Source organism: Micromonospora sp. NPDC005172, from assembly GCF_040608555.1.
Classification (GTDB): domain Bacteria; phylum Actinomycetota; class Actinomycetes; order Mycobacteriales; family Micromonosporaceae; genus Micromonospora.
This window is the reverse complement of the sequence record NZ_JBEXIL010000001.1, coordinates 160,065-184,998: the sequence shown is the minus strand read 5'-3', so window position 1 is coordinate 184,998 and position 24,934 is coordinate 160,065. Positions and strand designations below refer to the sequence as shown.

General features: G+C 69.6%; 16 protein-coding genes. 11 read left to right on the top strand and 5 right to left on the bottom strand.

What is annotated here, in order from left to right; translation table 11 throughout:
• Nucleotides 1-24: 24 nt before the first annotated feature.
• Complete coding sequence (locus ABZV06_RS00635; protein ID WP_355617436.1) at nucleotides 25-2,379, bottom strand: AbfB domain-containing protein; 2,355 nt, start codon at nucleotides 2,377-2,379, stop codon at nucleotides 25-27.
• Between the two features lie 531 nt (nucleotides 2,380-2,910).
• Here ABZV06_RS00635 and ABZV06_RS00630 point away from each other — a divergent pair.
• The 5 genes from ABZV06_RS00630 to ABZV06_RS00610 all read left to right on the top strand — a co-directional run bounded on the left by ABZV06_RS00630 (nucleotide 2,911) and on the right by ABZV06_RS00610 (nucleotide 15,430).
• On the top strand, nucleotides 2,911-6,507 hold the full coding sequence (locus ABZV06_RS00630; RefSeq protein WP_355617434.1) for a LamG domain-containing protein: 3,597 nt from the start codon (nucleotides 2,911-2,913) through the stop codon (nucleotides 6,505-6,507).
• Nucleotides 6,508-6,904: 397 nt separating this feature from the next.
• Nucleotides 6,905-13,561 (top strand): RHS repeat-associated core domain-containing protein, encoded by a 6,657-nt coding sequence (locus ABZV06_RS00625; RefSeq protein WP_355617431.1) that lies wholly within the window; start codon nucleotides 6,905-6,907, stop codon nucleotides 13,559-13,561.
• Between the two features lie 51 nt (nucleotides 13,562-13,612).
• Nucleotides 13,613-13,912 (top strand): hypothetical protein, encoded by a 300-nt coding sequence (locus ABZV06_RS00620; RefSeq protein WP_355617428.1) that lies wholly within the window; start codon nucleotides 13,613-13,615, stop codon nucleotides 13,910-13,912.
• A gap of 260 nt (nucleotides 13,913-14,172) precedes the next feature.
• The gene (locus ABZV06_RS00615) at nucleotides 14,173-14,607 is read left to right on the top strand and encodes a VOC family protein (protein WP_355236185.1); all 435 of its coding nucleotides are present in this window, start codon (nucleotides 14,173-14,175) and stop codon (nucleotides 14,605-14,607) included.
• 136 nt (nucleotides 14,608-14,743) lie between these two features.
• Entirely contained in the window at nucleotides 14,744-15,430 is a 687-nt protein-coding gene (locus tag ABZV06_RS00610) for a type 1 glutamine amidotransferase domain-containing protein (RefSeq protein ID WP_355236188.1), read from the top strand.
• Between the two features lie 91 nt (nucleotides 15,431-15,521).
• Here the strand turns inward: ABZV06_RS00610 and ABZV06_RS00605 are convergent, their stop codons facing one another.
• Nucleotides 15,522-17,135, bottom strand: a complete 1,614-nt coding sequence (locus tag ABZV06_RS00605) for an FAD-dependent oxidoreductase (protein WP_355236191.1) — start codon at nucleotides 17,133-17,135, stop codon at nucleotides 15,522-15,524.
• A 190-nt stretch (nucleotides 17,136-17,325) separates the two neighbouring features.
• On the opposite strand from ABZV06_RS00605, the gene ABZV06_RS00600 reads away from it, so the two are divergent.
• Nucleotides 17,326-17,847: a cupin domain-containing protein gene (locus ABZV06_RS00600; protein WP_355236195.1), complete on the top strand. Its 522-nt coding sequence runs from the start codon at nucleotides 17,326-17,328 to the stop codon at nucleotides 17,845-17,847.
• Nucleotides 17,848-17,909: 62 nt separating this feature from the next.
• On the opposite strand, the gene ABZV06_RS00595 is transcribed toward ABZV06_RS00600, so the two are convergent.
• Entirely contained in the window at nucleotides 17,910-19,190 is a 1,281-nt protein-coding gene (locus tag ABZV06_RS00595) for an MFS transporter (protein WP_355236198.1), read from the bottom strand.
• Between the two features lie 46 nt (nucleotides 19,191-19,236).
• Nucleotides 19,237-20,427 (bottom strand): MFS transporter, encoded by a 1,191-nt coding sequence (locus ABZV06_RS00590; RefSeq protein WP_355236201.1) that lies wholly within the window; start codon nucleotides 20,425-20,427, stop codon nucleotides 19,237-19,239.
• 194 nt (nucleotides 20,428-20,621) lie between these two features.
• Here ABZV06_RS00590 and ABZV06_RS00585 point away from each other — a divergent pair, with 194 nt between their 5' ends.
• The gene (locus ABZV06_RS00585; protein WP_355236353.1) at nucleotides 20,622-22,046 is read left to right on the top strand and encodes a class I adenylate-forming enzyme family protein; all 1,425 of its coding nucleotides are present in this window, start codon (nucleotides 20,622-20,624) and stop codon (nucleotides 22,044-22,046) included.
• Nucleotides 22,047-22,089: 43 nt separating this feature from the next.
• Here the strand turns inward: ABZV06_RS00585 and ABZV06_RS00580 are convergent, their stop codons facing one another.
• The gene (locus tag ABZV06_RS00580) at nucleotides 22,090-22,719 is read right to left on the bottom strand and encodes a 4'-phosphopantetheinyl transferase superfamily protein (RefSeq protein WP_355236204.1); all 630 of its coding nucleotides are present in this window, start codon (nucleotides 22,717-22,719) and stop codon (nucleotides 22,090-22,092) included.
• A gap of 15 nt (nucleotides 22,720-22,734) precedes the next feature.
• On the opposite strand from ABZV06_RS00580, the gene ABZV06_RS00575 reads away from it, so the two are divergent.
• Genes ABZV06_RS00575 through ABZV06_RS00560 form a run of 4 tightly spaced genes read left to right on the top strand, consistent with a single transcriptional unit; the run spans nucleotide 22,735 to nucleotide 24,933 of the window.
• Complete coding sequence (locus ABZV06_RS00575) at nucleotides 22,735-23,022, top strand: acyl carrier protein (RefSeq protein WP_355236207.1); 288 nt, start codon at nucleotides 22,735-22,737, stop codon at nucleotides 23,020-23,022.
• Between the two features lie 2 nt (nucleotides 23,023-23,024).
• Complete coding sequence (locus ABZV06_RS00570) at nucleotides 23,025-23,267, top strand: hypothetical protein (RefSeq protein ID WP_355236210.1); 243 nt, start codon at nucleotides 23,025-23,027, stop codon at nucleotides 23,265-23,267.
• Nucleotides 23,264-24,379, top strand: a complete 1,116-nt coding sequence (locus tag ABZV06_RS00565) for a beta-ketoacyl synthase N-terminal-like domain-containing protein (RefSeq protein WP_355236213.1) — start codon at nucleotides 23,264-23,266, stop codon at nucleotides 24,377-24,379. The genes ABZV06_RS00570 and ABZV06_RS00565 overlap by 4 nt, the downstream gene beginning before the upstream one ends.
• A complete protein-coding gene (locus ABZV06_RS00560) occupies nucleotides 24,376-24,933 on the top strand; it encodes a beta-ketoacyl synthase chain length factor (RefSeq protein ID WP_355617425.1) in 558 nt (185 codons plus the stop codon). The genes ABZV06_RS00565 and ABZV06_RS00560 overlap by 4 nt, the downstream gene beginning before the upstream one ends.
• The last annotated feature ends 1 nt before the right edge of the window (nucleotide 24,934 follow it).

Sequence of the window (24,934 nt, the reverse complement as noted above, 5' to 3'; positions counted from 1 at the left end):
TCATCGGAGCGCGGTCCGTCGTGGTCAGGGGGCCCAGGGAGCGGCGATGTTCCAGGTGCTGTCGGCCGCCCAGAGGGTGGGGCTGTTGTAGGCGTCACCGCCCGTGCCGTTGCTGAGCCACACCTCCGAGTTGTAGTGCCGGAGGTACTTCCCACGGAAGTTGTACGACTCCAGCGACACGCCGCTTCCGGTCAGTCCCACCCGGGCGCACCAGGTGGCGTCGGCCCGCAGGAGCGCCGAGCCGTCGTTCGGCGAGTTGCGGACCCGGGAGTCCTGGTGCCGCAGGTACTGACCGGGATAGTTGGCCGACTCGAAGGAGTAGCAGGCGCCGTCGGCCAGGCCGGGCCGGATGACGTACGTCGCGTCGTTCTTGAGCAGCGCCGAACTGCCCGCGTCGACCACCTCCGTGTACGCCAGGCTGTTCTGGTGGCGCAGGTACCGGTTGGTGTAGCCGGGGGTGGTCACCTGCAACGAGTGCCGCGTGTTGACCGGCAGGGCGACGGGGGCGGAACTGCCGATCGCCTTGGACGCGCTGACGAGGGCGGTGTTGGCCGCGCGGACGCGTGCCTGGTCCATCTTGACCACCTGCCGGTCGTAGGTGAGGAAGCCGTTCAACTCTCCCTCCTGGTCGGCGATCTCGGTGTAGATCGAGGCGCTGAGACCCTTGCCGAGCATCAGGTTCTGCGCGCCCTGCACCAGCCCCACGTACCGGTCGGTGAGCGCGGCGGAGGTGGGCTGCCACTCGTAGGCGAAGAACTGCCCGTTGGGGCTGTACTCGTGGCCGGGTGTGCGCAGGCCCAGGCCGCCGAACTCGCCGAGTACCGCGATCCGGCTGCTCGACGGCGAGGGTGAGTCCGGGCCGAGGTAGACGTGCCAGTCGTCGATGTCGCCGTTGCCGGGGTCGCCGAGGGACTGGCAGCAGTTGTGGCCGCTGTGCGGGTTGACCAGGCGGGTGGGGTCCTGATTCTTGATGTTCTGTGCCACGCGGCGGGTGTCGGCCAGGGTGCGCTCGCCCCATCCCTCGTTGTAGGGCGTGTAGGCGACGACCGCAGGGGAGCTGCGGTGCTCGTCGACGATCTCGCGTGCCTCGGTCTCGAACTGCGCCTGTTGAGCATCGGTGGGGTCGATGTTCTGCGCGGTGAGCGACGGAATGTCCTGCCAGACAAGCAGGCCGAGCCGGTCGGCGTGGTAGAACCAGCGCTGCGGCTCGACCTTGATGTGCTTGCGCACCATGTTGAAGCCCAGGTCCTTGTGCTTCTGCAGGTCGAAGGCGAGGGCGGCATCGGTCGGCGCGGTGTACAGGCCGTCCGGCCAGAAGCCCTGGTCGAGGGTGCCGACCTGGAAGACGAACTGTCCGTTGAGCTTCGGTCGTAGCACCCCGTTGACCACGCCGGTGGTGATCTCCCGCATCCCGAAGTAATGGACGGTCTGGTCGACCGTCGCGCCACCCGCGTTGCGCAGACGAATTCGCAGGTTGTAGAGGAACGGGTCGTCGGGTGACCAACGGCGGGCGTTGGGCACCGGGACGCTGAAGTCCGTGAAGCCGCCGGTGGCGGAGCCGACGACGGTGCTTCCGGTCAACGCCTCGGCGAGCACGCTGTGCCCGCTCACGTCGCCCCGGGTGAAGACCCGGACCCGCAGGGTGTTGGTGGCCAGGTTCGGGTAGACGTCCACGCTGCTGATCGACGCCGACGGCACCGGTTCCATCCACACCGTCTGCCAGATGCCGGAGCTGGGCGTGTAGAAGATCCCACCGGGCTGCTTGGTCTGCTTGCCGATCGGTGGCAGGCTGCCGTTCTGCCGGGTGTCGGTCGGGTCCCACACCTTCACCACGATCTCGTTCACGCCGCCGTTGAGCTGCGGGGTCACGTCGAAGGTGAAGGCGTCGTAACCGCCGGTGTGCGCACCGAGCCGTACGCCGTTGACCCAGACCGTGCTCTGCCAGTCCACGGCGCCGAAGTGCAGCAGGGTCCGCCGGCCCGACCAGTTCGGCGGGACGGTGACGGTGCGTCGGTAGAACAGGTAGTTGCGGTTGTCGTTGGCGGCCCGCTGGATACCGGAGAGCGCGCTCTCCACCGGAAACGGCACGTTGACCCGTTCGGGCAGGTCGGTGTTGAACTGCGGGGCGTCGTCGGTGCCGGACTGCCGCAGCTGCCACTCCCCGTTGAGGTTGAGCCAGTCCGGACGCGTCATCTGTGGTCGCGGGTACTCCGGCAGGGGCGTCCCGGCCAGCGCCTGGCTGGTCCACGGTGTGGTCAGTGGCGGCGTCTTGGCCGGGGCGGCCTGCGCCGGTCGGGTCGGTGCGGCGAACACTCCGACGACGAGGGTGAGGATGAGCAGTAGGGACAGGGCGGGGCGGGCGGGGTCCTGACGTGTCATGCCGTCTCCGAGGGGCGGGTCGCCGCGGGCCGTGCAGCTGAGCCCGCAGCGCGCGGGCGGTGGGAATCGGGTGGCTTCTGGAGCGCGGACGGCGGATGTCGGCGGGATTCACACCCCACAGGTCATGGCAAATAGATTGACATCCATCACCACCCGTACAACGTTATAGAGGCATCCTGGACATCCAGTCAATTGCCCAGCGTCAATGCCCTGGTGGTGAACCGATCGCCGTACCTCGGCCACGGCGACCGCCCCGGCCGGCGTCGGAGCGGCCGGGTAGCGGGAGTGCTTCCCCCCGGGCGCACCCCCGCGCAAGGCCGTCACCATCCGTCGCGGGCAGTGCTCCTATGGGCGCCCATGCCCGATTCAGGATGACCGAACGTGACCGATGTGGACACGGAGGCGTGTGAGCCCTACAGTCTCGCCACCGGTTCACGTTCAATCACGGGGGTTGAGATGATGCCTGGCCGCTCGATGCTGCCTGCCTTATTCCTGAAACGTTCCCGATTCACTGCCGCCAGCGTCGCGGCTGTGGTCGTAAGTTCCCTGCTCATCGCGCCGTCGTCCGTCGAGGCGGCGGCACCCGCTGCCAAGCCCGCCAATCCGTCGGTCGCACCGGACGCGGCCTCGGCCGTCGCCCAGGCGAAGCGTTCCGGCCAGCGGGTGGAGGTGGCCAACGCGCGCACCGAGCTGACGCAGGTCTTCGCGAATCCGTCCGGCGGTTTCACGTCGGAGTCGGCGGTCACGCCGCAGCGGGTCCGCCGTGCGGACGGGTCGTGGGCATCGGTCGATCTCTCGCTTCGCGCCGGGGCGGGAGGCTGGCTGCGTCCGGTCGCCTCGGTGGCCGACGTGCGGTTCTCCGCCGGTGGCAAGGGCCCGGCGGTGACGCTGGTGCGACAGGGCAAGACGTTGACCCTGGCCTGGCCGGGTGGGCTGCCGAAGCCGACGGTCAGCGGCGACTCGGCCACCTACGCGGAGGTGCTGCCGGGCACGGATCTGGTGCTGCGGGCCACCCGCACCGGCTTCACGCACGTCTTCGCGGTCAAGAACGCGAAGGCCGCCGCCAACCCCGCCCTGCGCACCCTGCGCTTCGACCTCGGCGGGAACGCCCGTGTCGTGCGCGGCGCCGACGGGCGGCTCACCGCGATGGCCGGCGCCGAGGTGCTGGCGTCGGCGGAACCCGCCGCGATGTGGGACTCCAACACCACGCCGTCGTCGGCCGCCAGGTCGATGGCCGCCGACGACACCCAGGGCGGCCCGGAGCTGGCCCGGTCAACGGCGGCGGCGCCGGGCGACGTCGCCAGGACGGCTGCCGTCGATGTCGAGGTCGATGGTGGTGACCTCGTGCTCCGTCCGGACGCCGGCCTGTTGTCGACCGCGACGGCCTACCCGGTGTTCATCGACCCGGCCTGGTCGACGGGCAAGACCCGATGGGCGTACGCGACGAACAACAACAGCAACAACACCGACACGTCGGTGGCCCGGGTCGGCCGGGACCCGGACAGCGGCAAGCTCTACCGCTCGTACTTCGACTTCCCGCTGACGTCGATGAAGGGCAAGCACATCGAGTCCGCGTACGTCCAGATGAAGCTGGACCACTCGTGGTCGTGCGGGAACACTCCGACGTACCTGTACCACTCGGCGGGCATCTCCACGACGCCGCGGACCGCGTGGGCGCCGAAGCTGATCAGCCAGAAGTCGACCGCGCAGTCCCACGCCAACGAGGGTTCCGGCTGCTCGGACTCGCCCCAGCCGGACATGACGGTGAACTTCACCGGCTCGGCCGTCATCACCCTTATCCAGACCCAGGCGACCAACAACACGACGAACATCACCTTCGGATTCTGCGCGTGCAGCGCCACCGACGGTTCGGGCGAGTCGACCACCGACCGCTACAAGAAGTTCTGGCCGAACAACGCCAAGCTCGTCGTCGACTACGACTCGATTCCGGGCGCGCCGAACAACCTCCAGGTCTCCGGCGTCGCCTGCGTCTCCGGCCAGCGGATCGGCATCGGCACCCTCACCCCGACCTTCTCGGCGATCTTCCCGGACGCCGACACCGGTCAGGCACTCCGTACCGGCTACGAGTGGCTCCAGATCCCCGCCACCGGCGGCTACAACGACTCCACCCCCCGAAAGACCGCGCCGGCGGGCGCGTCCGTGCCCGCCAACGGCAGATCCACCACCGCTGCCCTGTCGGGGCTGGTCGAGGGCGGCGCCTACGCCTTCCGTACCCGATCAACCGACCCGGCGCCGTACGACAAGACCAGCGCGTTCTCCGGGTGGTGCGAGTTCACCGTTGACACCAAGCTGCCCCCGGTGACCGTCGTCCTCACCTCCGCGCCCAACCCCCTGCCCGGCTCGGTGGCGACCTTCGTCATCAGCTCCACCGACACCACGGTCACCAAGTTCCTCTACGGCTGGACGTCGGCGGTCACCGTGCTGACGCCCACCACCTCCTGCAGCACCGTCTGCGTGAAGACCGCGACCGTCTCCCTCGTGGTGCCGAAGTACGGCATCAACACGCTGCACGCCAAGGGCGTGGACGGTGCCGGAAATCAGGGTCAGGCATCGGTGGAGTTCACGGCGGCCCGTCCCTCACCGGCGGTGGCCCGCTGGGGGCTCGAGACCTACCCCGGCGTGACCGAGGCGCAGGCCCTCGCCGACGGTCAGCCCGCGCTGGGCGGCAACACCCCGCTTTCGCCCACGGGCCTCCTCTGGGAGACCGACGGACGCCTCGTCGGTGGCAAGACGGCCTCCTTCAACGGCTGGTCCTACCTCATGGCCAACTCGGTTCTCGACACCACCAAGTCGTACAGTGTGGCGTCCTGGGTGAAACTGCCGAGTATGCCGACGCAGAACGCGGCCATCGCGACCCAGAGCGGAAACTGCGACTTCGGCTTCTTCTTCGGCATCGTGATGGTGTCCGGAGCGCCGAGGTGGAACGTCACCATGCGCAACGGTGACTGCACGAACGCCGCCTGGACTCCGCTCTACTCGCCCACCGCGATCAGCCAGGCGGACGTCAACCGTTGGCGTCACGTCGCCTTCTCCTACGACTCGGCCGCCCGCACTCTGACGCTGTTCCTGGACGGGGCGGCCGTCGCATCCACGCCGTGGACGACCGCGTGGAGCGCCACCGGCCCCTTCCACGTCGGCCGGAACCGGGCACAGAACACCGGGGTGGCCGACAACTACTTCACGGGGTCCCTCGCCGATGTCCAGGCCTTCGACCGCGTGCTCGTCGGTCAGGACTTCACCGGCCAGCTGGCCGAGGAGCCGACCTCCGGTGGATTCGACGAGCCGGGCATTCTCCGTCCGATCCAGGTGGGCGAGTGGGACTTCGGCGGCGCGACCCCCTGCTACCTGGCGTCGACCGATCCCACGCTCTGCAGCGCTCCGGAGGCCGGGCAGTTCGGGCGTCGGCTCGCACTGACCGTCGGCACCGACACCGGCAGTGAGAGCCGCAATTTCCTGCGGTTCAACTCGGAGGATCTGCAGGATCCGTCGAAGGTGACCACCGAGTACGGCCGATCGGTGAAGGACGTCAGCGGTGTTCCGCAGGACAGCAGGGTGCTGAACACCAATGACTCGTTCTCGGTGTCGGTCTGGCTGCGCCCGGAGTCACTCGGCATCCAGACCGCCGTCGCGCAGATCGGTAACCAGAACTCCGCCTTCTACCTCGGTCAGCGGACGAAGGCCGTCAACGGCGTGACCGGGAACTGGTGGTCCTTCAGCCTCTTCGGTCTCGACACGTCGCCGCAGTACGGCAACGTCGTCGACGTGATGATGACGTCACGGCAGATGAACGAGGAGGACGACCTGTCCACCTGGACTCATCTGGTGGGTGTCTACGACCGGGGACGTCGGGAGGCCCGCCTCTACGTCAACGGCCGGCTGGAGGCCAACCTGCCGTTCCCCGGCACCTTCACCGGCGCGTTCAACGCGACGGGCCCGATCTACGTCGGCGCTTCCCGCTACACGCCGCCGGGTCAGGCGACCCAGGTCGTCGACAAGTGGGACGGCGACGTCGCCAACCTCACCCTCCACCAGGGCGCGCTGACCAACGTCGACGTCGAGCAGCTCTTCGAGAAGCAGTCTGGGGCGGACGTCACCCCGGAGGACTGACCTGCTCGCGGGGTTCGCGCCGGTCGGCCTCCGGGCCGGCCGGCGCGAACCCTTCGCGGTCGTCCCCGCACGTCAACCAATCTTCGCAAACCGTCGCCTGTGGAGGCATGGGTGAAACACACCCTTTCCAGAACCCGCACATTCCTACGCCCACGAACGAGGGACAGCCGACTTCGCAGCGTGGTCGCCGCGATGCTGACCGGTGCGCTGGTCGTGTCGGTGCTGTCCGTGCCGACGCAGGCGGCGGCCAAGCCGCGCCCGCACCTGACAACGCAGCAGGAGAAGCTCGACGCCGACGGCGCGCCGGCGAAGGGCCGCGCGTGGCCCGTCAAGAAGGTGCCCAGCGCGCAGCGCGCAGCTCGCGGCACCGGTCTGGCCGAAGCCGGGCCGGGCGTCCGTGACGCTGCCCGCTCCGGCCACCGGCCAGCGTGGGGCCGCCGCGTCGCCGGTGCGCGCCGGTGCTCTGCCGGTGACGGTAAGCCGGGCGTCCAGCACCGCGGGAGCCCGAACCGACGCGGTCTCGGTCGAGGTGCTGGATCGCGCCGCGTCGCCGGAGGCGTGGCAGGACGGGCTGCTCCTGAAGGTCTCGGGCACCAGCGGCGCGGCGAACGCGGCGACGTCGACCGGATCGGGCGCGGCGACGGTCTCCGTCGACTACCGCAGCTTCCAGAAAGCCTTCGGTGGCAGCTGGTCGTCCCGGCTGAGGCTCTGGCAGGTACCCGAATGCGCGCTGACCAGTCCGCAGAAGGCGGGCTGCGCGGCCATACCCTTGGAGTCGCGGAACGCGGACGGCGCGGTCAGCGCCGACGTGCCGCTTCCGGCGGTTTACGCGGGTGGTCGGACCAAGGCGGCGACGGCCTCGGCCTCCACGCTGGTCGCGCTCAGCGCGGGCGCGTCCGGCAGTGAGGGTGACTTCTCCGCCACGCCCCTGGCCGCCTCCTCGACCTGGTCGGCGGGCGGCTCCACCGGCGACTTCTCCTGGTCCTACCCGCTGCAGTTCCCGGCGGCGATCGGTGGCCCCGCCCCGTCGATGACGCTGGCCTACTCCAGCAGTGCCGTGGACGGCAAGTCGGAGGCATCCAACAACCAGCCCTCCTGGCTCGGCGAGGGCTTCGACTACTGGCCCGGTTACATCGAGCGCAGTTACGTCGGCTGCTCCGATGACATGACCGGCGACCACAACAACAGCCAGAAGACCGGCGACCAGTGCTGGCGTTCGGACAACGCGACCCTGTCGCTCAACGGCCGGGGCGCCGAGCTGGTGTACGAGTCGGGCAAGGGCTGGCACAGTCGCAGCGAGGACGGCTCGAAGATTGAGAAGCTGTCCGGCGCGTCCAACGGCGACAACGACGGCGAGTACTGGAAAGTCACCTCCACCGACGGTATGCAGTACTTCTTCGGCCTGCACAACCTGCCCGGGAAGTCCGAGACCACCAGCTCCACCTGGACCAGTCCGGTGGCCGGCAACAACTCCGGCGAGCCCTGCAACGGATCCAGCTTCGCGTCCTCGTTCTGCGACCAGGCCTGGCGTTGGAACCTGGACTACGTGGTGGACCCGCGAGGCAACACCATGTCGTACTGGTACGACAAGGAGACCAACTACTACGCCAAGAACTTCACCACGACCAACAAGGCCTCCTACGTCCGCGGTGGCACGCTGAAGCGGATCGACTACGGCACCTGGGATCGGGGCACCGCGGACCGGTCGGTCGCGCCGACCGCGCAGGTGCTCTTCACCACCGCCGATCGCTGTGACACCAGCTGCTCCACCCACGACGCGGCGCACTGGAAGGACGTGCCATGGGATCAGGAGTGCACCTCGACCGCCTCGAACTGCGGTAGCAACTACGCGCCGACGTTCTGGTCGACCAAGCGTCTGTCGAAGATCACCGCGCAGGTGTGGGACACCACCAAGAGCACTCCCGCCTGGCAGCCGGTGGACTCCTGGACTCTTGCCCACTCCTGGCCGGCGGTCGGCGACGGTAGCGACTACGCGGGCATGTTCCTCACCTCTGTGGTGCACTCGGGTCACGTGGGCAGCACGGTGACCATGCCTCCAGTGACCTTCGAGCCGGTGGCTCTGCGCAACCGCGTGCTGACGAAGAACAACACCACGAACAACCGGATGCGTATCGGCAACATCGTCACCGAGAGCGGCGCCAAGATCCAGGTGACCTACAGCCTGCCGGACTGCTCGTCGGGCAACCTGCCCGCGACGACGTACGGCAACACCAAGCGGTGTTACCCGGTCCTCGGCCCCGACCCGTACGACGCGGACGGCCCGGACATCACCGAGTGGTGGCACAAGTACGTGGTCACCCAGGTCTCCGAGTCCGACCTGATGGTGGTGGTCAACGGCACCGACCGCGGCCAATCGGTCAAGAACACCTTCTACACCTACATCGGCGCACCGGCCTGGCACTACGCGGACGACAACGGCCTGATCAAGCCGAAGCGCAAGACCTGGAACCAGTTCCGCGGCTACGCGACGGTCGAGACCCGGGTCGGTGACGCGCCGAGCCAGACACTCACCCGCACCACCTACCTGCGCGGAATGCACGGCGACAAGGAATCCACCTCGGGCGGCACCCGGGACGTCACCGTGGGCGCGTCGCTGGGCACCGAGACGGTGAAGGACGAGGACCAGTTCGCCGGCATGGTCCGCGAGCAGGTCGTCTACAACGGTGTCGACACCAAGCCGGTGTCGAAGACGGTGAACGTTCCCTGGATGTCGCCGGCGTCGGCCACCCGCACCATCAACGGCGACACCGTCACCGCCCGGTTCACCAACACCAGAGCCACCTACTCGGGGACGGCCCTCGGTGTCGACGGCGCTTCCGGCTGGCGGGTGACACGCACCCAGTCCAGCTTCGACGACACCTACGGCATGGTCACGCAGGTCCAGGACGACGGCGACACCGGCAAGACCGGCGACGAGCGGTGCACCACCCACAGCTACAACCGCGACACCGGCAAGAACCTGGTGTCGCTGGTCAAGCAGACGACGGTCACCGCCCTCGCCTGCGGCAGCGCGCCGCAGACCACCGACGACGTCATCTCCGACGAGCGGAACTACTACGACGGCGCCACCAGCGTCGACACGTCGCCGACGATCGGCGCGGTCACCCAGCACGAGACGCTCAAGGACTGGAGCAAGGCGGCCGGTACGACCTGGCAGGTCGTCAGCAAGGGCACCTTCGACGCTTTCTGGCGCCCGCTGACCACCACCGACGTTCGCGGTAACGTCACGAAGACCGGCTACACCCCGGCCTCGGGTGGCCCCCTGCTGAAGGTGACCACCACCGCCCCCGATCCCGCCGGCGGCACCACCGGCTGGAGCTCGTCGATCGAGGTCGACCCGTACCGGGGCGCCCCCACCAAGTCCACCGATCTCAACGGGCGGACCAGTGAGCGGGAGTATGACGCCCTCGGGCGACTGGCCCGCGCGTGGCAGGTCGGGTGGGCGAAAGCCGATCACCCCACCAGCCCGTCGGTGGAACACAGCTACGTGTTCGCCGCCAACCGGGACGCCTACCCATACACCATGTCCAAGACCCTGCACGCCGGCGGGGGCTATCTGATCTCGTACCAGATCCAGGATGCGCTGTTCCGGCCGCGCCAGACCCAGACCGCCGGTGTGGGCGGCGGCCGGGTCGTCACCGACACCTTGTACGACAAGGCCGGCCGTGCGGTGACCAGCTACGCCGCGCACGGCGAGCCCGGCGCGCCCTCCGGTGGTCTCTGGTGGGAGCCGGAGTGGTCGGTTCCGGCGCTGAGCCGAACCGTCTACGACGACGCGGGCCGCACCAGGGCCTCGATCTTCTACGGCACCGACGGCGTCACCAACCTGGTGGAGAAGTGGCGCACCACGACCGAGTACTTCGGCGACTCGACAAAGGTGACGCCGCCGGCGAAGAACGCTCCGGTCACGACCGTCACCGACGCGCGCGGCAACACGGTCGAACTGCGCCAGCACGTGAACCCGCAACACTCGACCAGCTATTCCTTCAACCGCAAGGGGCAGCTCACGGGCATGCGGGACACCGCTGGCGACGAGTGGACCTACACGTACGACATCCAGGGCCGGCAGGCTTCGGTCAGTGACCCCGACAAGGGGACCACGACCACCAAGCACAACGCCTTCGGTGACGTGACGGAGACCGCCGACGCCAACGGCAAGGTGCTGGTCTACGACTACGACCAGATCGGCCGCAAGATCGGCCTGTACGACGGGACCAAGTCGGCCGCCACGAAGCGCGCCGAGTGGAAGTACGACACGCTGTACACGGGTCAGACCCTGCGTGGGCAGTTGACCCAGAGCATCCGGTACGACCCGCCGGGGTCGGCGAACGCGTACACGATCCGTCCGACTGGCTTCAACACCCGGTACCAGCCGACCGGGATGCAGTACGTGATCCCGTCGGCCGAGGGGACGGGGCTCACCGGCACCTGGTCCTACGGCTACGGCTACTCGCCGTACGACGGCAGTCCGACCTCGGTCACGACGCCCGCGGTCGCGAACCTTCCCACGGAGACCGTCACCACCAGGTACGACCAGGTAACCGGTCTGCCGACGTCGTTGGACACCAATCTGATCAACGTGGGCCGGTACGTCATCGGCCAGCAGTACACGATCTACGGTGAGCCGACGGTCAACACCCGGAAGATCGACGGCGGGGTCTACGTCGAGCAGGCTTTCGACTACGACCTCACCACCCACCGGCTGGCCCGCAGCCGCGTCCAGCCGGAGACCGCCACCGGCACCGTCGCGGATCTGACCTACGGGTACGACGACGCGGGGAACATCACCTCCGTCGCCGACGCCCCGGCGGTCGGGCAGGCCGACACCCAGTGCTTCGGGTACGACGACCTGCGCCGGCTCACCTCCGCCTGGACCCCCAAGGCCGGAGTGAACTGCGGTTCGTCGCCGACGATGGCCAACCTCGGCGGTCCGGCTCCGTACTGGACCGACTGGACGATCGACAGCATCGGCAACCGGACGAAGGAGATCTCGCACGCGCTCGGCGGGGACACCACCCGTACCTACGAGGTGCCCACTGCGGGGAAGGACGTCGTCCGGCCGCACGCGGTGAAGTCGGTGACCGTGGCGGCGCCCGGCCAGTCCGCGGTGACCACCCGCTTCGACTACGACAAGGCGGGTGACACCACCTGCCGTCCGGCCGGTACGACGGCCAACACCTGTCCTCCGGACGCCAACGCCCAGTCGCTGAGCTGGGACTCCGAGGGTCGGCTGACGTCCGTGTCGGGCTCGGCGGCCTCCGCCGGCAGCAACATCTACGACGCCGAGGGTGGCCGACTGGTCCACCGCGACGCCACCGGAGCAACCCTCTACCTGCCCGGCCAGGAGGTGCGGCGGGAGAACGGCCTCACGTCGGGGACCCGCTACTACGGCTTCGCCGGCAGCACCGTCGCCTCCCGCAACGGCGCGGGGCTCACCTGGCTCTTCGACGACCACCAGGGCACGCAGAGCGTGGCCGTCGACGCGCTGACGCAGACGGTGACGGTCCGGCGGCAGACTCCGTACGGCGCTCCGCGCGGCCAGCAGCCGACCTGGGTGAACAAGAAGGGCTTCGTCGGCGGTGACATCGACACCACCGGCCTGACCCACATCGGTGTCCGCGACTACGACCCGCAACTGGGCCGGTTCATCTCGGTCGACCCCGTGCAGGACGTCACCGATCCCCAACAGTGGAACGCGTACGCCTACGGCAACAACAGCCCGATTACGTTCAGCGACCCGACCGGCGAGAAGGCGTGCTCGGACGACGCCTGCGGCCCAGGGGCGGACTACGAGGACGTCAACGGCGTCTACCACTACGTCGACGGGCACAACGACGGCTGCAACGGGTGCAGCAACACCGTGGACCCGTACGCCCACAAGAAGCCGCCGACGGTCAACGACGTCATGACCTACAAGGTGCCGCTCGACAAGACGAAGCGGGACATGATCCGCGCCCGTGGCTACACGGGCTCGGCCACCATGACCTGGGGCGACCTTCGCGACTGGGCATCGGAGTACCACGACAACTGGATCTTCCTGTGCGCGGACGTGATGGGCAACGACCGGCTCAAGTGTGGTCTCGACAACCCGTTCCACAAGCTCTCGAAGCTTGAGCAGTTGGCGCAGGTCGCGCTGATCGTCGGTGCCCTGGCCTGTGCGATGACCGGCCCCGTCTGTGTCGCGGAGGCCGCCGCGGCCGAGGGTGAGTTCGCTGCCACCGGCGCCCTCATCAGCGGAGGCTCCGGGCTCGGAGCGCTGCGCAACCTGTCCGCGCGAGGTGCGGTGAACGTCGAGTCGGTGACCTTGGGCCTCTGCAGCTTCAGCGGCGAGACCCGGGTCCTCATGGCCGACGGCAGCACCAAACCGATCAGCGAACTCAAGGTCGGCGACGAGGTGCAGGCCGCCGATCCGGAGACGGGGGAGAAGGGGAACCGCAGGGTCACCAACCTGTGGATCCACGAGGACGACCTTCGCGCCCTCGAGGTCGACGGCGCGGAGCTGACGACGACCGAGGACCACCCGTTCTGGAATGCCAGCAAGCGAAAGTGGCAGCCGGCGCAGGCGCTTGCGCCGGGAGACGAGCTGCTGACGTCGGGCGGTGGCACGGTACGGGTCGACGAGCGGGTGGCGGACTCCTCGAAGCGGGGTACGGCCTACAACCTGACCGTTGCCGGGATCCACACGTACTATGTGCTCGCCGGCGACACCCCGGTGCTCGTGCACAACACCGGGCCGGCTTGCAAAATCGGCGCCAACGGTTGGCCCGTGCCAACGATGGAAAATTGCCAGGCCTGTGCAACGGAAATCCAGAAGATAATCGGGGGAGATGTCGTCCATGTGAAGGACGCATATGGTGCGCCAGGGCTGGGGCCATCGGTGCGTGACCCTGCCGGCAAGTGGACTGAGCACTACGCCGTAATCAAGGACGGTACCGTCTACGATGGGTTCACAGGGCGAGGCGGCATGCCGCTGGATGCCTATCGTGCCCAGTGGCAATATGGCGATTATCTTTCATTCACGCCAGTGGGGTGACCGACCGTGAACTTGGCTGACCTGTGCTTCCATCTCCGGCGTCGACGCAGGATGTATCTGCTGGATGATCGGTTCTCCACGGCGGTTGCCTTCGTGCAGGGCTACGACACTGCATTCGATGGAACTCCCTTGTCTGGCTTTCGGGATTACGTCGCTGATCAACTGCTCAACCGTGAGTCGAGGCTCCATTGGGCTTTTGTCATCGCATCAACGAAGGTGCCCGCGATCCTCGGGGGCGATATTGGATTCGAGCAGGTTTCTTCCGAGTTTGACACAGAACTCACGGAGATGTTGATCGATCTGCTGGAAGACTATCAAGGCGCAGGGCGGCCGCCTGGAATACCGGCATGACCGTTCGATAGGTCAGCGGTGTCGGTTCAGCTCGAATGCTGACTGCGTAGACGGAGTGGTGCCTGTACCTGGGGTATTGGCACCACTCCGTCGTGTTCTGCGCGCCAGACGCCGCTGGCCCACGTCATGTCGGCGCGTTCCTTTACACGCCACCGGGCGCGGCGGCTCGGCTCGCCTGTCCAGCTCCTGTCAACTGCTCCTCAACTCACGTTGCCTACAACTCCTGGTGCAGGTTCATCACGTAGCACGAAGGAGTATTCATGGCCGACGTCACCGCACCGTCGTTCAGCGGCGTGCACCACGTCGCTTTCACCGTTCGGAACCTCGAGGCCAGCGTGGCCTGGTACCAGAAGGTCTTCCAGGCCACGCTCGCGGACGGCAAGCTTCCGCACTACGGGCGCGAGTGGTCCGGGTACGCCGAACTGGTCATCGATCCGCGCACCGGCTTCTCCATCGGTCTGCACCACAACGAGGGCAACCAGGGCGAGGAGTTCAACGAGGCTCGCACGGGCCTCGACCACTTCTCCCTCAACGTCGAGACGCGCGAGGGGCTTGAGGCCTGGTCGGCCTGGCTGGACAGCCTGGGCGTCGCGCACTCCGGCATCCAGACCGCGAGGGACCCGTTCCTCTACTCGACAGTCGTCTTCCGGGACATCGACAACATCCAGCTCGAGGTTGTCGCGTTCGGCGTCTGAGTCGCCGGACCGTGGGTATGTCCGCCGGCACGGCGGACGGCGGTGGCGGCCCGCAGGGGTCCGCCATCGTCGTACTCGACATGACGCAGGAGCTCATTCCTGCGCGGAACGGCCTGATGATGTCAAGGAGCGGTGCATGACCAAGGTTCTGATGGTGTTGACCTCGCACGACCAGCTGGGTGACACCGGCCGCAAGACCGGGTTCTGGCTGGAGGAGCTGGCCACGCCCTACTACCGGTTCCGGGACGCCGGGTGGGAGGTGACGCTCGCCTCGCCCCAGGGTGGACGGGCGCCCCTGGACCCGAAGAGCGATGAGCCGGACTTCCAGACCGACCAGACCCGCCGGTTCACGGCGGACGCCCAGGCGGAACGTCAGCTCGCGACGACCGTACGGCTCGACTCGGTCTCCGTCGCGGGCTACGACACCGTCTTCTACCCGGGCGGCCACGGCCCTCTCTGGGACCTCGCCGAGGACGACACCTCGATCAAGCTGATCGAGCAGGTCGTCGCGGCGGGCAAACCGATCGCGCTGGTGTGTCACGCCCCGGGGGTGTTGCGGCACTGCGTGACGCCCGACGGCGAGCCTCTGGTGGCCGGCAAGCGGGTCACCGGCTTCACCGACAGCGAGGAGGAGTACATGGGCCTGACGAAGGTCGTGCCCTTCCTCGTCGAGGACGAGCTGGTCGCGAAGGGCGGCGACTTCTCCAAGGCGGGCAACTTCGAGCCGTACGTGGTGAGCGACGGGCTGCTCGTCACCGGCCAGAACCCGGCATCCTCGGGTCCGGCTGCGGATCAGCTGATCTCACTGGTGGCCGGCGAATAACGCCGGTCACCTCCGTCCGGCGGGGCCACACGCGTGGTTCCCGCCGGACGGAGTACCGGGTGATCCCGGCCGTGACGCGTCGTAGGCGACCTCAGCGGGCCCGCACGGTGTGGACCGCGGAGACCGCGCCGGCACCCTCGCCGACGGCTGTCGCCACCCGCTTCGTGGAGCCGGAGCGGATGTCGCCCACCGCGAAGACGCGGGTAGCGCTGGTCTGGAACGGCAGTGGCGACTGGTGCGTGTCGGACGGCAGCCGGCTGTCGGTCAGCACGAAACCGCTCTCGTCCATCGCGATGCCCTTCATCCACGCGGACTCCGGTTCGGCACCGATGAAGCAGAACAGCCCCCGGCAGTCCAGCCTGGTGGGTTCACCCTCTTTTTCCACGACGATCGCCGCCAGGCTGTCCTCACCCTGAAGCTCACGCAGCGTGCTGCCGGTGTGGATGGTGATCCTCGGGTTGGCCTGGATCCGGTCGGTCAGGTAAGCCGACATCTTCGCTCCGAGATCGGTGGAGCGCACCACCAGGTGTACGGAGCAGCCGCGTGCGGCCAGGGAGAGCGCCGCCTGCCCGGCCGAGTTGGCGCCGCCCAACACGGCGACCGGCTGGGACTCGTACCCGCGCAGGTCCAGTTCCGTCGCCGCGTACCGGACGCAGCCACTCTGCTCGAACTCCGCCCACCGCTCGATGTCGAGGCGTCGGTAACGCGCTCCCGTGGCGGCGATGACCGCGGACGTCGCGATCCGGGTGCCGTCCTCCAACTCCACGACGGGACGGCTCTCGTCGGAGACGTCCAGGCCGACCACCGCGCACGGCGCGTAGATCTGGACGCCGAACTTCAACGCCTGGAGCATCGCCAGCCGGGCCAACTGTTCACCGCTGACCCCCTCGGGAAAGCCGAGGTAGTTCTCGATTCGCGCGCTCTTGGCAGCCTGACCGCCAATACCGGTGCCGTCCAGCAGCACCGTCACGAGACCTTCGGAGGCGCCGTACACCGCCGCGGCCAGCCCGGCCGGCCCGGCGCCGACGACGACCAGGTCAGGGTCACGCGCCGTGGGTACGTAGGTCAGGCCGAGCGCCTCGGCGACCGTGCCGGGAGTGGCGTGACGCAGTACGCGGTTGCTGGTGACGGCGACCGGAAGTTCGTCCTCGCCGACACCCTCTGCCCGCATGAGTGCCCGCCCGGGTAGCGATGACGCGTCGAGCCAGGCGTGCGGGAGGAGCATCTGGTTCACGTACGTCCGCAGCTCCAGCGATCCAGCCACGTTCGGCCGCCCGACGATCTCCAGGGCGTTGCCGGCCGCTCCGCGCATGAGCTCGCGCCGGGCGCGGAAGGTCTCGATCAGCACGTCGGCGATGTCGACCTGGTCGGCGAGTACGCGGCGCAGGTCGGGGGCGGTGATCCGCACGACCGTCCCGGCGGTGACGACACGGACCGTGAGGAACACCTGCTGTCCGGTCAACAGGCTCAGCTCGCCGAGGAACTCGCCCGGCCCACGCCGGTAGATGAGCCGCTCGGGCTCGAGCGACGTCGCGTTGCGCACCGCCTCCGCTGTCGCCGTACGCAGCAGGAAGAAGTCGTAGGAGCTGTCGCCGGCGGCGTACAGGTGCTGTCCCTGGCGGACCTCTTCCTCGGTGCCGTAGCTGGCCAGGCGGTCGAACTGCTCCGCGTCCAGGACAGGACCGTCGGCGTCTCCGGTGCTCACCCCCGAAGACTAGATGGCCGGTGTTGACGAGAACTGGACCCTCACTGACTTACGTCGACATCTCCCACCGGGTGGCTTCGGTGGCTTCACCGTCGCGACGGCCGCGGCCAGCGGTAACTTGCTGGTCACTGGAAATCCTGTGCCCTGGGGTTGAGTTGACGCGCTGTACCGGCACGAGAGAGGAACAACCGTGACACGCCACGCGAACTGGGGCCTGGACGGGTGGGCGGTCCAGCCTGGCGAGGGGAAGTTGATCGAACTCGGCGGCCCGCACCGGCCGGAGATCCTCGTCCGGGGCGCCGAGGTGGATGGGGCGTTGGGCGCGTTCCTGTTCCATCACGACGTGATCGCCGAGAACCCACCGCACGCGCACAACGACTTCATGAAGATCGCTTACGTCCTCGAAGGGGAGTACCACTTCCGGGTGGGGAACGCCGAATTCTCCGGTGGTCCAGGTACCACCGTCGTGGTGCCGCGGGGCGCTTACCACACGTTCGTCACCCCGACCGGCGGCAAGCTGCTGTTCGTCAGCGCGCCGGCCGGCAACGAGCAGCTCTTCGAGGAGCTCGGCAGCCTGGGCCCGAACCCCACGCCGGAGCAGCTCGCCGAGGTCGACCAGCGCTTCGCCACGACCCCGCTTCCCGGTGCGGATGGCCGCCCCTGGAGCCAGCTGCGGGGCACCGGAGGTCAGGCGGACGGAACCGCCCACTGATCTCTGTCGGGCTGCGTACCGCGACCGGCGTCGGCCAACCTGTGGCCGACGCCGGTCGGCGACTACGCGGGCGTGACGGCTGGCCTGGTCCGACCGACGGTGGTGAGGAAGAGAACCAGGCCGGCGCTGGTGAGGACGAAACCCGCCCAGACCGTGGAGAGGGTTCCCCACCCGGCGCCGAGAGCGATGGCACCACCGATGGCCCCGAGCGAGTTGGCGAGGTTGAGGGCGGCCAGGTTCAGCGCACCCATCAGGGTCGGCGCGTCGGGTGCGAATTCGGTCAGCCGTACCTGGATGGTGGGAATGGCGAACATCATGGTCGCGCCGACGCCGAACAGCGTCGGCAGGAGGATCAGGACCTCACGGCCGAGCAGACCGATGACCACGAGCAGCACCAGGACGTAGCCGAAGCCGTAGATCAGCGGCCGGTTGCCGTGCCGGTCGGCGGCCCGACCGCCGTAGTAGTTCCCGAAGGCCATGCCGAGGCCGAAGACAGCCAGGGCGACCGGGATGAGCGACGTGCTCTCCCGGGCCGCGTCGGTGACGAACGGCCCGATGAAGGTGTAGACGGCGAAGATGCTGGAGATGCCGAGTGCCGCGACCGCGACCATCAGCCAGACCTCGCGTCGTCGCAGGGCCGCGAGCTCGTGCCCCACCGAGCTGCCGTGCAGATCGTCGGTGCGGGGCAGCCAGGCCAGGAGCGCCGCGCCGGCCAGCAGGCCCAGGGCGACAACGGTCCAGTAGGTCGCACGCCATCCAGCGTGCTGGCCGACGAGGGTGCCGAGCGGCGACCCCAGGATGGTGGCCACCGTCAGACCGCCCATCACGGTGGCGAACGCCCTGCCGCCCTTGCCCGGGCCGTAGACGTACGCGGCGACGACCGCCCCCGCGCCGAAGAACGCGCCCTGCACGCTCCCGGTGATGAAGCGGAAGACGACGAGGGTGGCGATGTTCGGGGCCAGGCCCGACAGGACGTTGCCGACCAGGAACAGCGCGATCAGACCCAGCAGGAGGGTACGGCGGTTGGCGCGCGCCGCGAGAAGTGTGATCGCCGGCGAGCCGATCATGACGCCGAACGCGTAGGCGCTGATCGCGTACGTCGCGACTGGGATGGAAGCGTCCAGGTCGGCGGCGAAGAGTTGCAGGATCCCATTGCTGCCGAATTCGCCCGTGCCGATGGCGAAGGTGCCCAGGGCCAGCGCGAAGAGGGTCAGTTTCGGTCGGGGACCCGACCGCGCGGCGGTAGCCCGCCGCGCTGGAGCGTCACGCTGGGGTTCGTCCGGCTCGTCGTGGATGCCGGGGTACGCCGGCTGGAGCCGGGTGCTGTTCTCTGACGTGGTCATGGTGCCTTGTCCTCGCGGAGGGATGCCTTGCGTGGACATACTGACGTCAGCCAGTTGACATTTTCTGAAGTCTGTCGGACCGGGCGGACGTCCTCGCGTCCTGGCTGAGCAGCAGGAGCGCGGCCAGCGTCAGCAGTCCGCCGACGAGCGCGAGCACGCGCGCCCCCGACGTGGGCAGGAGGGCACCGCCGAGCAGCGAACCGCCGGCGATGCCGACGTTGAAGGCGGTGCTGACGCCAGCCGAGGCGATGTCGGTGCTGCCGGGGGCCAGGTGCAGCATCCGGTTCTGTACGGCGGAGGCGAACGCCGCGTAGGCGAGGCCGAGCCCGGCGAGGAACGCGACCGCGCCGGGTCGGAGCACGCCGAGCCCGTACATGCCGAACAGCGCGGCCGTACCGATGCCCAGCGGCGTCAGCAGCGAGGCGATCGGCCGACTGTCCAGGGTCCGGGCCGAGAGCAGGGTGCCGACGACGGCCGCGACGCCGGCGGTGAACAGCAGCGGCGTCAGGGCCGCGTCGGTGAAGCCGCTCACGTCGAGTAGGAACGGCGCGATGTAGGTCTGCAGGGTCATGAAGCCGCCGATGCCGAGGGCGGTGGCTGTCAGCAGCACGCCGAAGCGCCGACCGTCCGGTGCGGTGCCCCGGGCCGCGCCGCCAGCCTCCGGCGGGTAGGTGGGCAGGAGGACGAGCACCGCGGTGGCGATCAGCAGACCGATCCCCGCCAGCGCCGCGAACGACGCGCGCCAACCGGCCTGCTGTCCGATCCAGGTGCCGAGGGGTACGCCGAGCACCGGCGCGAGCGTCACTCCGGCCCCGAACAGCGCCACCACCCTGCCCCGCACCGCCAGGGGGAAGGGCCCGATCACCGTCGCCGTGGCGATGGACCAGAACAGCGCCTGGGCGACAGCGGTCACGAGGCGGGCACCGGCCAGCATGGTGTACGTGTGCGCGAGCGCGGCGGTGCCGTTCGCGGCGGCGAACAGGACCATCGTGACGCCGAGCAGGTGACGACGGGGGATTCGTCGGGTCAGTCGGGCCAGCGGGACGGACGCCAGCACGACCACGACGGCGTACCCGCTGACCAGCAGACCCACCCGCGAGCGGGACCGGTCGAGATCGACCGCGATGTGGGTCAGCAGGCCGACAGGCAGCAGCTCGGTCGTGACGAACGCGAACGCGGCCAGGGAGAGCGTGACGAGCATGGCCCTGGCCCTGCGCGGCGACACGTCCGGTGCCATTCCCCACCCCCGTAACTCTGTGTGGTCATCGTCTCCGCACGTGGTCCGTAGGGCGCTTGACGGTAGGGACCGCGCCGATATAATTCATCGAACCGGGATGTCATCAGATGAGGAAGCTCCTCCGTTCGGCGCGTACCTACCCGTCGAGTCGAGCCGGCCCGCCGTTCGAGCAGCGTGGAGGCCTTGTGTCCACTATAGATTCACCCCTGGCTGCCGCGCGGCATGGTTTGCCCGCCCTCGGCACGGGCTGGGTCGACGACGTCCTGCTGGCCGGCCCGGGCAACGAGACCTGCCTCGTCCTCGGAGCGCCGATCACGCGGGCGCAGCTGCGCGCCGAGGTGGCCTCCCGACAGGCCCGACTCACCGATGCCGGGCTGCGCCCGGGCGGAGCGATCGCGCTACGGCTGCCCTCCTCGCTGGCGTACGTGGCCAACCTGCTCGCCGCCTGGCGGATCGGGGCCCAGGTGACGCTGCTGGACCACCGCCTGTCCCGTGGTGAGGTCGAGCGGGCACTCGAACGCGTCGGCGCGCAGTTCCTCGTGCAGCCCGTCGACTCCGTACTCCCACCGCTGCGCGGCTTCGTCACCGTCGACGAGACGGTCATCGCGCGCCCGGCCGGCCGGCCGGCATCGACGCCGCACGCGCTCATCCAGCTGAGCTCCGGGTCCACCGGTCCGTCGAAGGTCATCGGACGCACCGTCGACGACCTGGTCGCCGAGATCGAGCGCTACACGCTGACCGACGGCGTGCCCCGGCCCGGCGAGCGGCTCGTACTGCTCGCCTCGATGGCGCACGTGCTCGGTCTGGTCGGCGGCCTGCTCTACGCTCTGCACGCCCGGGTCACGCTCACGCTGCCCGAGCGCATGACGGTCGGCGGGGTGCTGGGCGTCATCGCGGGGGACTCCACGCCGACCACGGTGATCGGCGTCCCCGTCCATCTCGAGATGCTGATGGCCGGTCGCCCCGCCGGGCCACTGCCGCAGTTCGTTCGGATGACCACGGCGGGCGAGCTGGTCCGGCCCGGCGTCCCCGAGCGCTTCGCCGAGTGCTACGACACCGTCCTCGGCAACATGTACGGGATGACCGAGGTCGGCGTCATCGCCACCGACCTGTTCGGTGTGCACCGGCCCGAGGTGCGCCCGGCGCCTGGAATCGACGTACGGGTCGTCGACGGTGAGCTTCAGGTGCACCGGCCCGTCACGCCGTACGTGGGGCTCGTCGACGAGAGCCGCTGGGCCGACGGCTGGCTGCGTACCCGCGACGCGGCCACGATCGACCCGGTGACGGGCCTGGTCACGATCCGCGGCCGCCTCGACTCGCAGGTCTCCATCGGAGGCCTCAAGGTCGACCTGACCGAAGTCGAACAGGCCATCCTCGACCTGCCCGGTGTCACCGAGGCGGTGGTGACGTTCGACGGTGGCGCGATCGAGGCGTACACGGCCGTGGACAAGCCGCTCACCGGGCCCGAGCTGGACGCCGCCCTGGAGGACGTGCTGGCTCCGTACAAGCGGCCGTTGCGGTGGCAGCTCCTGGAGCGTCTGCCGCGTACGTCCAGCGGCAAGCTGGTGCGCGACGTGGCCGTGTTGCGCCGTGCGTCGGCCGAGCCGACGCCGTCATGACGCGCCGACGAGGGACGTGTGTGGCGCGACCGTCGACGGCTCGTCAGGTTGCGATCGCCTCCGGTGGACCGGTGAGCAGCCGGATACCGTCCATGTCGCCTGGGCGCGGCCGCTCCTGCCCGGCGACGGCCAGCACCAGGCCGCCGGCGAGCGCTCCGCAGGCCACCCCGGCGCGACTGTCGGGAACGGGACGCAGCGGCAGCGACCCCGGCGGGTCCGGCCAGCGGGCCGGCAGCACCAGCGGCTGCCGTAGACCGCCGCCGCGTAGGCCGGTGCCGCGTGCCTTCCCGATGGCCTCCTTCTGCGTCCACAGCCACAGGAACGCGCTGGTGTGCAGGGGAGCCGGCTGGTCGGTCAGCCAGTCGGCGTCGGCCGGTGCCATCCAGCGTCGGGCCAACACCGCACCGGGCAGCTCGCGGTCGCGCTCGACGTCCACGCCGACCGGCGTCACCGCCGACACGGCCACCGCCACCACGCCACGTCCGTGGCTGATGCTCGCGTGCAACCCGCGCGCGGCGCCGGTGAGCCTCGGCCGGCCGGTCTGGTCCCGTACCACGCCCACCTCGCCGGCCGGCGCGCCCAGCAGGTCGGCGGCGGTGCTCACCAGATGTTCCGACGCCCGACCCCTGGGGTCGCCGGTGATCGTCGCAATCCGCACCACGACCCATTCCATGGGAGGAGTCAAGCAATGTCAGATGAGGTTCGCCAGTCCATCGTCGATGCGCTGGCACAGATGAACTACGACGTCGACGACGTCACCGGCGACACGGTGCTCGGCCCGGCAGGGCTCGACCTGGAGTCGCTGGCCGTCGCCGAACTCGCCGTCCGTGTCGAGGACACGTTCGGCGTCAAGTTCACCGACGAGGAGTTGGAGAAGCTGGCCGACTACTCCCTCGACCGGTTCGCCGCCGAAGTGGCCGGGCGTGCGGAGCCGGCGCGGAGCGCACCCGCCGCACCGGCCGCCGCGGCGGAGTGACGGTGGGCGGCAGCGATCGCCGCGACGAGATCCTGTCGATCCTCGCCGACGTGGGCTACCGGACGGTCGACGCCTCGCGTGAGCGGATCGACTCGCTGGAGCTCGCCCGGCTGGTCTACGAGATAGAGCGGCGCTACGGCCTCGACCTCGACCTCGACGACGACGAGTTGGCGACCATGTCCACGGTGACCGGTGCGGCGGAGATCCTCGACCGCCTCACCCTGACGGCGGCGGAGCCGGAGTGACCGGTTCGACTGTCGTGGTCACCGGCCTGGGCCTGCTGACGGCTCACGGCCGTGGCCCGGCACCGCTGCTGGCGGCGGTGTTGGCCGGCGAGCCCGCCTTCAGCGAGGTCCGTCGCTTCGACCCCGGCCGTAGCCGGGTCCGAGCGGCGGCGACGCTTGCCGACACCGGCGACCTGGGCACCGAGCTGGTCGCCATCGTGACGGCCGCCTGCGACGACGCGGGGTTGGCGTACCGCCGTGCCGAGTGCCCGCTGTTCTTCGCCACCGGCACGGGCACGACGGTGGCCCGCTCGGGCGGGTCGGGCAACGGGCCGGCCGAACTGGCCGCCACCGTGGCCCGGCGCTGCGGGCTCTCCGGTGTCGCACGGGTCTACACGTCGGCCTGCGTGGCGGGCAGCACCGCGTTGGCCGAGGCCGCCTCGATGATCGCCCGGGGTCGGTGCGATCGCGCCGTGGTCGCCGGGGGCTTCCTCGTCGACGCCGACCACCAGGGCCTGTTCGACGCCGGACGGGCCCTGGCCGACGACGGCGCCGTGCGGCCGTTCAGCAACGGTCGGCGCGGGATGCTGCTGGGCGACGCGATCGTCGCCGTGGTGCTGGAGTCGGCGGCCAGCGCCCAGGGGCGGGGCGCCCGGGTGCGGTCCCGGCTGGCCGGCTGGGCCCGGGCCGGCGACGCCTACCACGTCTGCCAACCCGACCCGGGCGGGGCCGGAATGGGGTCGGCCATCCGGGCCGCCCTGGCCCGGGCCGGGGTGACTCCGGAGGAGGTGGCGTACGTCAACGCCAACGGCACCGGCACGACACGTGCCGACGCCGCCGAGAGCAGCGCGCTGCGCGTCGGCCTCGGCGCGGCGGCGGCGTCGGTGGCGGTCAGCTCGACCAAGTCCGTCCACGGCCACGCCCTGGAGGCGTCCGGCCTGCTGGAGTTCGCGGTCACCGCGCTGGCTCTCGACGCCGGCCGGCTGCCCGTCAACGCCGGCTTCCGGGAGCCTGACCCGCAGTGCCCGGTACGGGTGGTGCGTGAGCCCGCTCCGCTGGCGGGCCGGTACGCCCTGAGCTGCAACCTCGCCTTCGGCGGCGCGAACACCGCGCTGGTGTTGGAGACGGTGTGAGCGGCCTCGACACCGCGCCCGGCGCGATCCGCGAGCTTGCCCGCGCGGCGTGGCCCGAGCCCGGCGACGTCGGCCGGCCACCCGCGATCCGCGGCTTCGTCGCCTCGCCGTTCCCCCCGCTCGTCGTGGCCGTCGCCGGTCGCTGCCTACAGCGACGCACGGGCGCCGGGCCCGCCGGGCCGACCGCCGTCGTGCTGGTCAGCGCCTACGCCGACCAGACCACCGCGGCGGCCATCGTCGCGGAGGTGGACGGGGGCCGCCGGGTGTCGCCGATGTACTTCTTCCAGTCGGTGCCGAATTCGGTCCTGGGGCACGTCGCCACCGAATGGGCCCTGACCGGCCCGGTCGTGTGCCTGAGTCCGGCCGGCGATCCCTTCGGCGAGGGTCGGGCGGTGGCCGAGGGCCTGTTCGCCGACGGGGACGCCGCCGAGGCGCTGGTGATCGTCGTCGAGCACGACGCCGACCCGGCCAAGCCCTCCGGCGCGACGGCCCTGCTGTTGACGCCGGACCACGAGACGACCAGGCCGCCGACCGGCGGCGGACAAGGCGGTTGAC

Coding starts and splice junctions, on each gene's coding strand:
- ABZV06_RS00635 (WP_355617436.1), bottom strand. CDS start 2,379: ATGACACGTCAGGACCCCGCCCGCCCCGCCCTGTCCCTACTGCTCATC.
- ABZV06_RS00620 (WP_355617428.1), top strand. CDS start 13,613: ATGTATCTGCTGGATGATCGGTTCTCCACGGCGGTTGCCTTCGTGCAG.
- ABZV06_RS00615 (WP_355236185.1), top strand. CDS start 14,173: ATGGCCGACGTCACCGCACCGTCGTTCAGCGGCGTGCACCACGTCGCT.
- ABZV06_RS00610 (WP_355236188.1), top strand. CDS start 14,744: ATGACCAAGGTTCTGATGGTGTTGACCTCGCACGACCAGCTGGGTGAC.
- ABZV06_RS00595 (WP_355236198.1), bottom strand. CDS start 19,190: ATGACCACGTCAGAGAACAGCACCCGGCTCCAGCCGGCGTACCCCGGC.
- ABZV06_RS00590 (WP_355236201.1), bottom strand. CDS start 20,427: ATGGCACCGGACGTGTCGCCGCGCAGGGCCAGGGCCATGCTCGTCACG.
- ABZV06_RS00580 (WP_355236204.1), bottom strand. CDS start 22,719: ATGGAATGGGTCGTGGTGCGGATTGCGACGATCACCGGCGACCCCAGG.
- ABZV06_RS00575 (WP_355236207.1), top strand. CDS start 22,735: ATGTCAGATGAGGTTCGCCAGTCCATCGTCGATGCGCTGGCACAGATG.